Source organism: Pradoshia eiseniae, assembly GCF_002946355.1.
Taxonomy (GTDB): domain Bacteria; phylum Bacillota; class Bacilli; order Bacillales; family Pradoshiaceae; genus Pradoshia; species Pradoshia eiseniae.
Map to the genome: position 1 here is coordinate 32,241 of NZ_PKOZ01000003.1, position 13,896 is coordinate 46,136.

The following is a 13,896-nucleotide window of genomic DNA, read 5'->3' on the forward strand; positions in this document are numbered from 1 at the left end:
TGTTATTCAAGACCTGCGGCATAAGCATGATAGACTTCTCCAATAATCCCCTTCATCTGATGCACACCCGTATCTGTGTTGGTCATGACGATCAAGCCTGTTCCTTTATAAGGATAACTAACCATGATTGACTGGAAACCCGCTCCCCAGCCAAGCGATGAAATTTCGAGTTCTCTCTTAGAACCTTCTAAAAACACTCCTAGTCCGGTGAACGCTTGACTGCCTTGCGGGGTTATCATTTCTTCAGCTTTGCTTACAGAAAGCCCAAGCTTACTTCTTCCCTTCAACGAATGCATGAGCTCTATGGTTAATTTGGATAAATCTGAAGGAGTTGTCCATAATCCGGCTGCAGCGGCATAAGGATAAATCGGATATTTGCCATCAATCACCGCTCCGTATTTATTATGGCCGCAGCTAAACGAACACAATTCCTCTTCAGAAACCTCCATGGTTAACGTGCTGTTTTGCATGTTTAATGGCTGAAAGATGGATTCCTTTACGATTTCTGCAAATGACTCTCCCGTCACGTCTTCTATCAGCTGTTGGATGATGCAATAGCCTGCATCTGAATAATAGAATTCGCTCTCCGGTTCATATTTAACTTCAATAGACTCCTTGCAATAAGAGGTCTTCCCATTTAATAATTCAGCCAGCCTTGGAATGCCATCCTTCCCGTTAAGCTCTGCAAAACTATTTTCAGGGTCTATAATGCCGGACTGATGACTCAGCAAGCTCCGTAAGGTTACAGGTCTCACCTTTGTAAAATCATTTAAGGGGATTTTCCAAGATGATAATTTTTCGTTCACATCCTCATCTAAATTCACTTTGCCTTTTTCACTCAGCACCATAATGAGCATGGAGGTTAAGAGCTTGCTGATGGAACAGGCATTAAATAAAGATTGGCGATTAATCTGTTTTTCCGTCCCTGCCTTCAGCACACCATACTGTTCCAGCCGTTTAATCTCCGCATTTGTTATGACGGAAACACTCATGCCAGCTATATGATAATGCTCCCTCCGCTCCTTAATATTCATATCCGTAAGCACCTCCGTTCCAAAAGGCTTTTCGCTTATTCATTGGTGTAAATGCTTTTTCATCAAAATAAAGGTAACTGGATGTCCAAAGAAATCGCTCTTGTTTTCTTTCACCACCTGAAATCCTTCTTTCTCATAGAAAGAAATATTCCGATTCCCCTTATAAACGGTAAGCGATATGGAATCAGCTTCCTTGAATTTAGAAAGGCCCGTTTCCAATAGGCATTTTCCAACTCCTTTTCCTTGGTAATTTGGATGAAGATAGATGGATTCTAAAAATACATCTTTGTCACCTGAGAAAAACGCATATCCCATCATCACGCCATTGCTTTCAGCAACCAAGTTTATGGAGGATTTAAACCTGTTATCCATTGCCTCATTCGAATAAGCTTCTTTCAAAACCTTATCCTGTATCTCTGCTGGTATGAACGATGTATATGTATCCCTCCAAGTGTCTGCAGCAATCATTCTGACGCGTTCTACATCTAGGTAGTTCATCTCTCTAATAACCATAATTCACCTCTTTAGATGGTCTGTATAAAGGAAAGCTAAAGAATAGTATTCTTCATTCTTCGTTCAAATCCTCCTTTGAATGAACAACAAAAAAGCCATATCCTCAAGGATATAGCTAGCATATTTATTACTATAATTCTTTTATATACCAGGCATCCATCGTACCATGCTCTGACCCATCCAGCGGTTTTTCAAGCTGGCGGAAACCAAATTTAGCGTACAGGAGGTTAGCCACCTCAAGTTTCTTCATGGTTTCTAAATAGCAGTATGTATAATGCTCCCTTGCAAAGTCAAGTGCTGCTTGCATGAGTTTCTTTGACAAACCCAGCCCTTGTGCATCTGGAGTGATATAGAGCTTCTGCAATTCACATATCTCTGTCTTCTGCCCAAATGGCGCAATGCCCACACCGCCAAGCACTTCATCCTCTTCATCCACGACAACCCAGTACTTTGCATTAGGCTGCTCCCTGTAGAATTGAGCTAAACTGCCAAGCTGCGGATCGTAATAGGCTGTTCCCGGAATATCTAACTCAAATGATTCCAGTGATCGCTTGATAATTTGTTCGATTGTCTTATTATCTTTTTCTTCAATAGGCCGAATCCGCATTCATACTCCCCCAGTTGTCATCAACAATTTCTGTCTCTCTTTAAATAATTCTATTATATTTTCTCTCATAATCAAACACACTGCTATTATCAACGCCATTATAGCTGCCTGTTTGTGAAAATAGGGGGCATCTTCCATCTTAATTAACTGCTAGCCACTTAGTAATTATTTCGCGAAGCTGTTCTTCTTTGGCTCTAACATCTTTTTTATTCGTAAAGTGAATCATAGCTCTGTCAACTGCTTTCCATTCCAATAGTCCTCTAGTATCTTCAATCAGCGGTTCCTTTGTATTTCGTTCTTTTACTTTAGCCCCACAATGAAATATGAGTCGAAAAAACCCTTTTCCCTTAAGATTGAATGTAATTCGGTCTTCCCCCTCATAACAGAAACTAGGTGCATTCCATTTAATGTGTTCCGTTATTCTATCATCCGTGCTTAAAATGATCTTTCGAACCTCTTCTATTTCTTCTTTAAATGGATGTTCAAGGTTGTTCATGAATTCTGCTACCTGTTCAGGTCCAGTCAACTTTTTACTTTTGCCTGCTTTTTTATTTGTTGTCATTATTATTTAATCACCCCTTACATCCTTAGTATTTACCTGCATATGACCATCTAACTTATCTGAACTACTTAGCTTTAGCTATAACGGGGTTTATGTTTAACTCCATGTTCAAAAACTCAAACGTGCTACCATTTGTTTTTTGCATCATCATCCCGACTTCTTCAAATCCCATTTTCCGATAGACCTTTATAGCTCTTTCATTAAATGCAGCCACAGATAAGGTAATCTTTTCAGCACGAAATTCCGACTTAATAAAGTCAATGGAAGCCTTTAGAAATTCTGTCCCCTTCCCCCGCCCAGTTAAGGAAGGCTTCATCCCTAATCCAATTTTAAAAGTCCTATTACCCACTCTTGCCACACTCAAAAAAGCGACTAGTTCATCCTTATATGTCACGGCAAACATCGTTTCCCCTCTTGTTTCCGGATTCAAGAATTCCGACAAATCTTCCTGATCGGCTTCCATATCATAGAAGGAATATTCGCCATCATAATGCCAGGTATAGGCGATATCTTCCGCTTGCTCTTGTGTCATACTGGTAAATTGATATTCCACTTTCCAGTCCTCCCTTTAAATCTTTTCATTAACCCAGAACAGAACAAATCCAGCTCCTTGAGTTCGCCTTTCATCATCATTCCTCTGGATTACTTCGGGAGCTCCTTCCAGTCCTCAGCCAAAAGCCCATAAATAATCTGGTCCTCATAATGGTCATACAACCATTCCGCCTGCCTTATTCTGCCTTCTTCCTTAAAGCCGAATTTCTCAGGTAAGGCACGACTTCGTTCATTTCCAGCTGCTATAAAGGCCTCAATTCTATTTAGTTTCAATTGTTGAAACCCATAATCGATCACAGCCTTGAATGATTTTGACATAATCCCTTTTCCTTGAAACTCATTACCTAACCAATAGCCTATTTCCCCTGCTCTATTCGTCTTATCAACCTCATTAAACCCAATCGTCCCCGCCATTCGACCATTGTAGAGAATGGCAAACCACATCGGATACCCGCCATTTTCCGCTAATAATGCTATTCTTAATGTTAAACTTTCATTTGTATCCTCCTGGCTATGAACTGTGTCTATCCAGGTAATCCAAGTCTTTAGATGCTCCTTTGAATTCATGATTAATTGATGAAATTCCTCTTCATCATCCTCCGTAAATAGTCTTAAAGATACTTCTTGATCAATCATATGGCTAATCACATCTTCACATCCTTAAAAATATCGGCCATTGGACAGCCTTGACCTTAACTTTATCGTTCCTTCACCATTGCGATAAATCTCGTTGTAGCCTTGTTAAATCCCATCCTCTGCACAAATCCAAATTTCTTATAAAGATGAATGGCTCTTTCGTTAAATTTCGCCACCGTCAGGCGAATGGGAACTCCTTCATAATTGTCTTGCACGTATCGAAGGACAAAGGAAAAGAAGGTGCTGCCATGCCCCTGTCCTGTTAACTCAGGCTTCATCCCAATCCCTAAGTCAACCATAGCCTCTGAATAGGCACCAAATTGGCGGCCAGCCGGGACTTGGGCAGAGTCTCCTGTACAAAAAAATCCAATCAAGCTATTATTTTGATCCAGCACGATTGAATAAGAACCCCCTAGCAATTCCTTCAAAGAATCAGGATTTACCTCATTATTGTAAAAGTCATAGGGAGATTCATAGCGCCAATTCAAAATTTCTACTGCATAATCTTCATCCATATTCCTTATTGTGAATTTCATCTTATCCCCTTCCATTCTGCCTTAAAATAATATTCTTCATGAATAAACAAATCCCTTCTTCCATATTCCTATTGCGGCATAAGAAAAGGCTGCCCATTGGACAGCCATGACACTTAGAAGGGATACCTTTCAAATCAATCATTTATATATGGATGCGCATAGGCATCATACTGTTTATCCTTATTTCTCAGCTCATTATCCTTTTCAAAGATGTGCTCAAAAAAGCGGCTCGCAGGCTCAGCCAGTAATTCATAGTATTGCTTGAAGAGCATGGCTGCCGGGCTTCCGGACCAGACTTCAGGGAGTAATTCCTTCGGCAGTCCTGGGTCAACGAATAGGGATTTCCGGTATTCATGAACCAAATAGGTCCGGGCAACGAAGCATTCCGCATCACTCATTTGTCCCTTTTGGAGCAAGTTTTGGTGGATGATGTATTTTTCGCTGTAGTTTTTGATGAAGTTCCTATATTTCTCATCGGTCAATTCCAGTGACCAGCTCCGCCTTACGATGGATTCGAAAGAATGCGGACCTAAATATTCCGAGATAAAGAAGTCCACGTATACCTCAATCTCGTATTTTCTGATAATCAGCTGCACTTCTTCCTCCAAATCGTTCGGGCTGATCCATACGCTGTTCGTGAAGCTGCCAAAGCCGCTCCATATCAATTCTTTCCTTAGCTCATCCCGCAAATGCCGTTTATCCTCTGGAATGGAATAAAAGAGCATGCGCCATTTCCCATCCCAGGAGTGCGGTTTCACCCTGAATATCCGTTTCCCTGCCTCATCAATTCGTTTGATGCCTTGTTCGGTTAAGAAATAATAGCTTTTATTCCCTGCCCTCTCGGATTGGACCCAGCCATTTTTGTACATCCGGGACATGGCCACTCTCACCGCCTGCTCATTATGACCAAAGGCATCGAGGAGCTGAATCAGGCTGCCTACCCAAATTTTATTTCCGTAATGACGGATATAATCCCCATAAATTGTAAATATCATTGATTGTGTATTGTCCGGCATGTTATCACTCTTTCTACCCGCATAAAGGTTCGTCCCATTCTATTCAACAAGAGCTTCACTGTGCTTGTCATGTCGAATAATCTTTTACCAGTCATTCCTATTTTATCATTCGTTTAATCATTCCGTAAATTCAGACAATCAATTAATCAGGATTCCTTTTGGACAATGACTGAGATGCCTTGACCAACTCCAACACACATAGTCGCCAGTCCGTATTGGACGTCTGTTTTCTTCATCTCATGAATTAAGGTCGTCAGGATCCGTGCTCCGCTCGCACCTAATGGATGACCCAGCGCAATGGCTCCCCCGTTCACATTGACGATATCCGGATTCAGCTCTAATTGACGAATGCATTCAAGCGATTGGGATGCAAATGCTTCATTCAGTTCAACTAAATCGATATCTCCCACTGTCAGCCCCGCCCGCTTAAGCGCTTTTTTGGTTGAATAAATCGGTCCTATGCCCATCACCGACGGCTCTACCCCTGATGTCGCGCTTGTCACATATTTCGCGAGTGGTTTGACGCCTAACTCACTCGCTTTCTCCGCACTCATGATTAAGAGAGCTGATGCTCCGTCATTGACGCCGGATGCGTTCCCTGCCGTCACCGTGCCGCCAGGGAATATCGGATTCAAGCGGCCCAGCTTTTCAATTGAAGTATCAGCTCGGGGATGTTCATCTTTATCTATGACGATTTTATTTCCTTTCCGGTCTTGTATTTCAACAGGGACGATTTCATCTGCAAAGCGGTTCCCCTCAATAGCCTTTTGTGCCTTGGTTTGGCTTTCGAGCGCGAATACGTCTTGTTCTTCACGCGATAACCCAAAGCGCTCAGCCACGTTTTCAGCTGTCTTCGGCATCGTTTCTGCCCCGTACATCTCCTCTAGCCTCTGATTCGTGAAGCGCCATCCAATTGTCGTATCCTGCAGCTCCATGGACCCACGCGGGAATTCCTTATCCGGCTTCGCCATCACATATGGAGCGCGTGTCATGCTTTCCGTTCCGCCGACAATGAATATGTCGCCTTCTCCCACGGCTATTGCTCTCGCTCCATAGATGACCGCATCAAGACCTGATCCGCATAGCCGATTGATGGTTGTTCCTGCTACTTCTACAGGCAGGCCCGCCAGCAAGGCAGACATGCGTGCAACATTCCGGTTGTCCTCCCCGGCTTGATTGGCATTCCCGAATACGACTTCCTCGATAGCTGCAGGAGGAATGTCCGGATTTCTCTCAAGCAATGCCTTGATGACAATCGCCCCCAAATCATCGGGACGCACGCTTTTCAATTGGCCCTTATAACGGCCAATGGGTGTACGGACAGCATCCACAATTACGACTTCCCTCATTTCTCTCCATCCCCTTTTTCCTGTTCTCTATAATCATAGACTCCCCTGCCTGATTTTTTGCCCAATCTGCCGGCTTTAACATATTGTTCAAGAAGCGGGGCAGGTCTATATTTTTCACCTAGCTTGCTATGTAGATAATTCATATTATTGAGGCGGGCGTCCAATCCGACTAAATCAACGAGCTCAAAAGGACCCATCGGGTAATTCAGCCCTAATTTAATCGCCTTATCAATTTCTTCTGGTGTCCCAAGCCCTTCCTGCAGCATAATAAATGCTTCATTCCCAACGAGGCAGCTAATCCGGCTAGTGACAAAGCCAGGAAATTCATTAATGACGACCGTTTCTTTCCCCATTCGCTCCGCAACGGACTTCACTGCGCTGACGGTCTCATCATCCGTCTCCAAACCGCGGACAATTTCAACGAGCGGCATTTTATGAACCGGGTTGAAGAAATGCATCGCAATCGTTTTCTCCGGGCGCTTCGCATATGAAGCGATTTCTGTCGGACTCATCGTCGATGTGTTCGTCGCAAAATAGCAATCCGCTTTCGCATGCTTCTCAATCGTTTCAAAAACAGCCTTCTTGATCGCTTCCTTTTCAGGTACCGCCTCAATAATCAGCTCTGCCGATGCAGCAGCCTCCTCGATTGCAGAGGAAAAAGATAGGCGCTCCCTCATTTCACCTGCCGCTGATTCACTGATCTTACCGTAACGGATTCCCTTCTCTACGATGGCTTCAATCTCTGTGCGCGCACTATCCAATGCCCCTGGATTCACATCAACGACCGTGACATAGAATCCGCCTAAAGCACCCGTATAGGCGATTCCTCTTCCCATGACACCTGAACCAACGACCATGATATTCGAGATCATTCGAAACATCCCCCTTCATATTAGAGAAAGGCCATTTTGGCAAATGACCTTTCCGCTTACACTCACATTCTATTGAACTACACTTATTGGATGCCAAAAGGATTGAGCGGACGGCTTCCATAGTAGGAAACAAAGCTCTTCGTTTCCGTATATAAATCCAATGTTTCTATGCAAAGCTCACGTCCGAATCCCGATTGCTTGTAACCGCCAAATGGCGTCCCAGGGAAAGCGGAGAATGGGCAGTTAACCATGACGATTCCTGCTTGGATTTGGTTGCCGACACGCGTTGCACGCGCTCCGTCCTTCGTCCAAATCGCTGAGCCTAAGCCGAATTCCGTATCATTCGCAAGCTTAATGGCTTCCTTTTCATCCTTAAAGGTCATGACAACGACAACCGGCCCGAAAATTTCTTCCTTGACAGCCTTCATATCATGATTCACATTCGTAATGATGGTTGGCTCATACCAAAAACCATCTTCAAACCCATCAACGATCGCCGCCTTGCCTCCTGTGAGGATTTCCGCTCCATCCTCCATCGCAGACTTCACGTAGCCATCGATAACGTCAAGCTGTTTCTGATCAATAACCGCACCGACATGGCTCCCTTTATCAAACGGGTCACCCAATTGGAGTTTTTTCGTCTTTTCAGCGAATTTCTCGATAAACTCCTCATAAATATCCTCATGAACATACAGTCTTGACCTTGCTTCACAGGATTGCCCCGTATTATAGAAGATACCGTATAATGAGCCATCCACTGCCGCATCGATATCTGCATCGTCAAACACGATATTAGGAGATTTACCGCCAAGCTCCAGAGTGACCCGCTTCAATGTTTGCGAGGCTTTGCCCATAATGTCTCGTCCGATTGGAGTAGACCCTGTGAAGGCCACCTTATCCACCAATGGATGCTCCACTAAATAATTGCCCACATCAGAGCCAGAGCCAGGGAGAACATTGACGACACCATTCGGCACACCCGCCTCTAAACAAATCTCACCAAGAATAATCGCTGTGAGTGGCGTTAAGGAAGCTGGCTTCACAATGACGGAGCAGCCCACGGCAATCGCAGGAGCGATTTTCCAGGCAGCCATCATCATTGGGTAATTCCAAGGAATGATTTGCGCACAAACCCCGACGGGCTCCTTTTCAGTATAATTATGAAACTGTCCAGCGATATTGTTGACGGAACCGCCATGACCAACAATCGCGCCGGCGTAAAACTCAAAATCCTCGATAGCCTGCATAACCTGCCCTTGGGCAGTGGAAAGTGTCTTCCCGCTGTTGAGCACCTCAAGCTCGACCAATTCATTAAATCGTGAACGCATGATTGCGGCAATCTTATTCAATACACGAGAGCGTTTATTGACAGAGGCCTTTCTCCATTTGCCATGATCGAATGCTTCCCTTGCTGCCAGCACCGCTTTCTCTGCATCCTCTTTGGTTCCTTTAGCGACTTTTGCAATTAACTCCCCTGTTGCCGGATTAATTGCTTCGATGGTTTCTCCGTTAGAGCTTTCTGTGCGCTCTCCATTAATGATTAAATGATAATAATCCCGTTTCATGTCCATTTTGCTCATTTGTGGTGTTTCCTGTACTTTAGCTATTGGAATCTACCCCTTTTATTGTTAGATTTTCGCTGCATGGCGAATGAAAAGCTTTGGTGCTCTTGAATGATTTTCCCCTTATTGCCCGACAAATTGGGGCTTTCTCTTTTCCAGATAGGCGGTAACCCCTTCAGCATAATCCTTCGTTAAGCCGGCTATACGCTGGCCTTCTGCTTCAACCTTCAAATACTGGTCGAATGGCAGATGATAGGATGCCTCTATGGACTGCTTAATCAGCCCAATAGCTTTTGTTGGTTTGCTTGCAACCTTTTCGGCGAAAGCGCTGACTTGCTCTTCCCACTCATCCATTGCAATCACCCTGGTTGCCAGTCCTAGACGCTCAGCCTCTTGCGCTGATACCTTCTCGCCTAGTAAGGAAAGCTCAATCGCCTTCGCCTGGCCAATCATCCTTGTCAGGTAATAAAGATTGCCGCAATCCGGGATTAAGCCGATATTCACGAATGCATTCAAGAAGCTCGCCTTCTCAGATACAAGCCGGAAATCACAGGCCAAGGCCAAGCTGAATCCCGCTCCTGCTGCCACACCGTTGATGGCCCCGATGATAGGCTTTTCACAGCTTGCGATTTCCTTGATCATCGGACCATAATTGTCGCGCAGCACATCACCCAAATTGGTTTGGTCACTCACTTCTGTCAGATCTTGTCCGGCACAGAACGCGCGCCCTTCCCCGGTAATCACAATAGCCCGAATGGCATCATTCTCTTCCGCATGCTTGATTGCTTGTTCGATCTCCTCATTCATCTGCCTAGTGAATGCATTCAATTTATCGGGACGATTCAATCCAATCCAAGCAACCGCATTTTCCGTCCGATATGTAATGGTCTTATACATCATGATCTCCACCCCTTATCTGCCTCTGAAATTTGGTTTTCTTTTCTCGGCGAATGCCTGCATGCCTTCCTTTTGGTCCTCTGAGGCAAAGAGCATATAGAAATTCTTCCGCTCATATTGCATGCCTTCATACAGGGAATAATCAACTGCCTTATGAACGGATTCCTTTATGAGACGGACGGCAAGTGGTGCTTGCGCAGCTATTTTCTCCGCCATTTCTCTCGCTTCCATAAGCACATTTTCAGGCTCGGTTATCCGGTTGATAATCCCATATTGCAAGGCCGTTTCGGCATCAATCCGCTCTGCTGTCAAAATCCATTCAAGGGCCTTTGTCTTACCGACGAGCTTTGTGAGCCGCTGCGTTCCCCCCGCACCAGGCATGACACCTAGGGTCACCTCTGGAAAGCTGAAGCGTGTATCGCTACCGGCAATTAATAAATCGCAGCTCAAGGCGAGCTCAAACCCGCCTCCTAATACATAGCCCTTCACGGCACCGATGATCGGCTTTTTAATAAGGCTTAGCCGGTCCCAATCAGCAAATTGATTGCGCAGTTCCATTTGGACGGCGCCCTCCTCTGCCATTTCGTCAATATCGGCCCCCGCTGAGAAGGCTTGTCCATTGCCTGACAAGAGAATAACCCGCACATTTGGGTCCCGATCAAATGCCTCTGCGGCCGTAACAATTTCATGAATCATCTGTCTATTCAAGGCGTTATATTGCTTCGGCCGATTCAGGGTAATGAATCCGATTTTGTCCTCCATAGATGTTTCAATGAATGACAAAGATTCCATCTTACACTTCCTCACCAATCATTAGTGTGACCAAGTCACCCGCAAATCCCATCAAATCTTTGCCTGAAGCCTTTCCTTCTGCCGAGCGCATCCCGTTTTGAAGGGCTTCTTGATTCTCATAATACATTTCACAAAGAATATAAAACTCAGATTCCTTGCCCATCGGTGTGCCGACAATCTTTGTCACTTCCATTCTTTGCAATCCAGGGATTTTTTCCGTGATTGGTCCGTGCACATTGAAATAGTGTTCGTCAAAAGCCTCTTTATCCTTAGGCTGTTTGTATAGAGCGATTAATTTGATCATGTTTATTCCTCCATTTTCTACATTGTTTTTATCATTGGTTTCATGGCCTCAAACGGATTCTTGCAGGACCTGCAGTATAGGATGCTTCTGCAGGCAGTCGGTCCAAAAATATTATCTAATGTCACGTAAGTCGAGCCGCAATATGGGCAATCCACATGCCAGGAGCCATCTTCAGCCATATGCTTCGGGGGAGGGGAGATGCCAAATGCCTTTAATCCGGCTTTCCCTTTTTCCGAGATGCGGTCAGATGTCCAGGATGGCGAATGAAGGAACTCCACTTTCACCTCTTCGGCATAGGCAAGCGTCTTGACAGCCGCCTCCACATTCTTTTGAATGATTGGTAGCGCTGGACAGCCAAGGAAGGTCGGAAGCATCTTCACGGTAATATGGGAGCCTTCTATCACCACATCCTCTACCATCCCTAAATCAACGACACTGACCGTATTGATTTCAGGGTCCTTCACGTCTTCAAGGGCTTTATATATGTCAGCTGATGTCAGTAAACGATTTGTCATTTTTCTTCCCCCCTCCCTCTTGAGCTTTACCAGGTGGCTGCTTTGTCGATGGCATAAACTTCCCTTAAGGTATCAAGCGCTGTCTCTAAATCCTTTGTATGGATGCCTTTGCGGCCATCTCCCAATGCGAGTCCCGCTTCCACGTTGCCAAGTCCAACGCCCTCCAATACAGGCGTAACGGATTGCTGCCACCTTTCGAGCAAAACAGCTTCATCTTCAATTAAGCCTTCCTGAACAAATGAATCATGATGCCCGCCATAGGAGAACACCCCTCTAATGTCAGAGGATGTCTTCTCTATCGCTGCTTTCATTCTTGTCATAGCCTCCTCATGACCAGAGCCCATCAGTTGAATGAACCAGGTTTTCCAATGCAGCAGGTGATAATAGAGCTCCATTCGCACCTTGACGGCAATATCGGCAAGCGGCTGATAGGAGCTGCTTTGCAGGGACTGAATCTTGATCATCTTTGCCTGTGTATAGAAGTAGTTGCGTACGACCGCAAACGCCCAATCATAAGCTGGTTCGCCCATATAATGGCCAGGGCCGTTCTCAAGCTCAAGGATAATCGCATTTTTCCGTTCGGAAGCCGGACGGTCATGGGCTAATTGGTTGGCATCCCCTTCATCAAGCTCTTCAAGCAATTGATAGAACATGGCTGCATGCCCCATCGTGTCCTGCGTAATGGAAGATGCCGCTACATCCTCTTCAATATGCGGGGCAAGGCCCAGCCACTCGGACCCTCGGTAGGAATGGATGAAATCATCATCCGCTAATTGGTACAGCAGTTCTTTCACTGCAGCTGTTTCCTCATTTGACATTCTTCTTCACCCCTCCTGCCCAGGACATAATCTCTTTCTCATCGAGCATTTCCTGCTCATAATGGCGCCATTTCTTCTTTAAATAGCCATATCCTTTTGTGGTCCGGTAATCCTTATTATCCAGGCGGGTGAGCGTTTGCTTCTCCTCATGGGTCATCTTACGGATATTCTTGCTTTTCACGACCCAAATGTCCGCCACCGCTTCACGGCGCATGAAATTTTCCTGGGCCATCATCAGCGCGATCTCTTCATTTGGCGCAAGCAGATTAAACTGGTATTGGACCGGTCCAGTCGGTGTCTTGCGGCTGAACACATCAAACTCCTCATAAAAACTTCCTTGCTCGTTCGTCATGATCCTCACTCCTTTAATTTGCCTTTGGAGCCAGCGCTTCTCGCACCCATTGGTTTGCTTTATAGGAGCTTCTTCTCAGGTTTAAGCGCTCCTGTGATTTAGGGCCTTCGTTCTTGGCAATCTGCTTTAATTTCATCCAATCCGGCTGCTTATAGATCCATTTGCCTGTTTCTTCATCAAATCTTAATGTCTCATCAGGAATCGTGAATCCAAGCGACCGTATTCTCTTCACATATTTAGTCAGGAAGGATTGGCGCAGCTCTTCATTTGTTTTGGTTCGGATACGGTATTTAATGGTGATGTCCTGTTTGGATGCACCGACCTCATTCTTGCTCGGCGGTCCGAAGAAGAGGAGCAGCGATTCCCACCAATAATCAATAGCATTCTGCACCATCTTTCTTTGTTCGTCCGTCCCCTCTGCGAGTGCCATGATAATCGCCTCACCATGCTGGGCATGGAAGACCTCCTCCGCGCAGATTCTTTGCAGGGCACGCCCATATGGTCCATAGGAGGCGCCGAGCATGTCTGTCTGGGTGATAATGGCGGCACCATCGACTAGCCAGCCGATCAAGCCGGCATCGCCCCATGATTTCGCTTCCATATGGAAGACATTATGAAACTTTAAATCTCCGTTAAATAAGTCCTGGAGGATATCATCCCGCTTTTTCCCGTAAGGTTTCATTAAATCCTCGGCGACACGCAATAATAATTGGCCATGGCCCATTTCATCCTGAACCTTCGCCATGATGCCAAGCTTTCTTTGAAGGGTTGGCGCTTTTGGCACCCATTCCTTCTCCGGCAGGGCACCCATGATTTCACTAATGCCATGCATCGAAATCAGCTTTATCAAGGTGTTGCGGTAAATATCAGGCATCCAGTCATCCGCTTCAATCTTTTCTCCATTGGCGATTCTGAGTTCAAATTGACGCAGCTTTTCTTCCTCATCTGTCATTGCCGGAAGCATTTCAGCCATGTGTCT

Annotated in this window: 18 protein-coding genes; all 18 read right to left on the reverse strand. The window is 45.2% G+C overall.

The genetic code is table 11. From position 1 onward, the window contains the following. Positions 1-2: 2 nt before the first annotated feature. The 18 genes from CYL18_RS07020 to paaA all read right to left on the reverse strand — a co-directional run bounded on the left by CYL18_RS07020 (position 3) and on the right by paaA (position 13,890). Positions 3-1,034, reverse strand: a complete 1,032-nt coding sequence (locus CYL18_RS07020) for a serine hydrolase domain-containing protein (RefSeq protein ID WP_104848785.1) — start codon at positions 1,032-1,034, stop codon at positions 3-5. 39 nt (positions 1,035-1,073) lie between these two features. Further along, the gene (locus CYL18_RS07025) at positions 1,074-1,547 is read right to left on the reverse strand and encodes a GNAT family N-acetyltransferase (RefSeq protein ID WP_104848786.1); all 474 of its coding nucleotides are present in this window, start codon (positions 1,545-1,547) and stop codon (positions 1,074-1,076) included. Positions 1,548-1,677: 130 nt separating this feature from the next. Continuing rightward, the gene (locus CYL18_RS07030) at positions 1,678-2,154 is read right to left on the reverse strand and encodes a GNAT family N-acetyltransferase (RefSeq protein ID WP_104848787.1); all 477 of its coding nucleotides are present in this window, start codon (positions 2,152-2,154) and stop codon (positions 1,678-1,680) included. Between the two features lie 139 nt (positions 2,155-2,293). Beyond that, on the reverse strand, positions 2,294-2,716 hold the full coding sequence (locus CYL18_RS07035; RefSeq protein WP_104848788.1) for a DUF1801 domain-containing protein: 423 nt from the start codon (positions 2,714-2,716) through the stop codon (positions 2,294-2,296). 64 nt (positions 2,717-2,780) lie between these two features. Further along, positions 2,781-3,269: a GNAT family N-acetyltransferase gene (locus CYL18_RS07040; RefSeq protein WP_104848789.1), complete on the reverse strand. Its 489-nt coding sequence runs from the start codon at positions 3,267-3,269 to the stop codon at positions 2,781-2,783. 89 nt (positions 3,270-3,358) lie between these two features. Further along, positions 3,359-3,916: a GNAT family N-acetyltransferase gene (locus tag CYL18_RS07045; protein ID WP_104848790.1), complete on the reverse strand. Its 558-nt coding sequence runs from the start codon at positions 3,914-3,916 to the stop codon at positions 3,359-3,361. A gap of 50 nt (positions 3,917-3,966) precedes the next feature. Further along, positions 3,967-4,440: a GNAT family N-acetyltransferase gene (locus CYL18_RS07050; RefSeq protein ID WP_104848791.1), complete on the reverse strand. Its 474-nt coding sequence runs from the start codon at positions 4,438-4,440 to the stop codon at positions 3,967-3,969. Positions 4,441-4,574: 134 nt separating this feature from the next. Continuing rightward, entirely contained in the window at positions 4,575-5,456 is an 882-nt protein-coding gene (paaX, locus tag CYL18_RS07055; RefSeq protein WP_104848792.1) for a phenylacetic acid degradation operon negative regulatory protein PaaX, read from the reverse strand. Between the two features lie 146 nt (positions 5,457-5,602). Then, positions 5,603-6,805, reverse strand: coding sequence for a thiolase family protein (locus CYL18_RS07060; protein ID WP_104848793.1), 1,203 nt, complete (start codon positions 6,803-6,805; stop codon positions 5,603-5,605). Then, entirely contained in the window at positions 6,802-7,677 is an 876-nt protein-coding gene (locus CYL18_RS07065) for a 3-hydroxyacyl-CoA dehydrogenase (RefSeq protein WP_104848794.1), read from the reverse strand. The genes CYL18_RS07060 and CYL18_RS07065 overlap by 4 nt, the downstream gene beginning before the upstream one ends. Positions 7,678-7,760: 83 nt before the next feature. Continuing rightward, on the reverse strand, positions 7,761-9,257 hold the full coding sequence (locus CYL18_RS07070; protein WP_104848795.1) for an aldehyde dehydrogenase family protein: 1,497 nt from the start codon (positions 9,255-9,257) through the stop codon (positions 7,761-7,763). Between the two features lie 105 nt (positions 9,258-9,362). Next, positions 9,363-10,136, reverse strand: a complete 774-nt coding sequence (locus tag CYL18_RS07075) for an enoyl-CoA hydratase-related protein (RefSeq protein ID WP_104849062.1) — start codon at positions 10,134-10,136, stop codon at positions 9,363-9,365. 15 nt (positions 10,137-10,151) lie between these two features. Further along, positions 10,152-10,928, reverse strand: coding sequence for an enoyl-CoA hydratase/isomerase family protein (locus tag CYL18_RS07080; protein WP_104848796.1), 777 nt, complete (start codon positions 10,926-10,928; stop codon positions 10,152-10,154). Position 10,929: 1 nt separating this feature from the next. Then, on the reverse strand, positions 10,930-11,232 hold the full coding sequence (locus tag CYL18_RS07085; RefSeq protein WP_104848797.1) for an EthD family reductase: 303 nt from the start codon (positions 11,230-11,232) through the stop codon (positions 10,930-10,932). A gap of 17 nt (positions 11,233-11,249) precedes the next feature. Continuing rightward, positions 11,250-11,747 (reverse strand): 1,2-phenylacetyl-CoA epoxidase subunit PaaD, encoded by a 498-nt coding sequence (paaD, locus tag CYL18_RS07090; RefSeq protein ID WP_104848798.1) that lies wholly within the window; start codon positions 11,745-11,747, stop codon positions 11,250-11,252. A 26-nt stretch (positions 11,748-11,773) separates the two neighbouring features. Beyond that, the gene (paaC, locus tag CYL18_RS07095; RefSeq protein WP_104848799.1) at positions 11,774-12,565 is read right to left on the reverse strand and encodes a 1,2-phenylacetyl-CoA epoxidase subunit PaaC; all 792 of its coding nucleotides are present in this window, start codon (positions 12,563-12,565) and stop codon (positions 11,774-11,776) included. After that, positions 12,555-12,917, reverse strand: coding sequence for a 1,2-phenylacetyl-CoA epoxidase subunit PaaB (gene paaB, locus CYL18_RS07100; protein WP_104848800.1), 363 nt, complete (start codon positions 12,915-12,917; stop codon positions 12,555-12,557). Before paaB ends, paaC begins: the two co-directional genes overlap by 11 nt. Before the next feature lie 13 nt (positions 12,918-12,930). Continuing rightward, positions 12,931-13,890, reverse strand: coding sequence for a 1,2-phenylacetyl-CoA epoxidase subunit PaaA (paaA, locus tag CYL18_RS07105; RefSeq protein WP_104848801.1), 960 nt, complete (start codon positions 13,888-13,890; stop codon positions 12,931-12,933). Positions 13,891-13,896 lie beyond the last annotated feature (6 nt).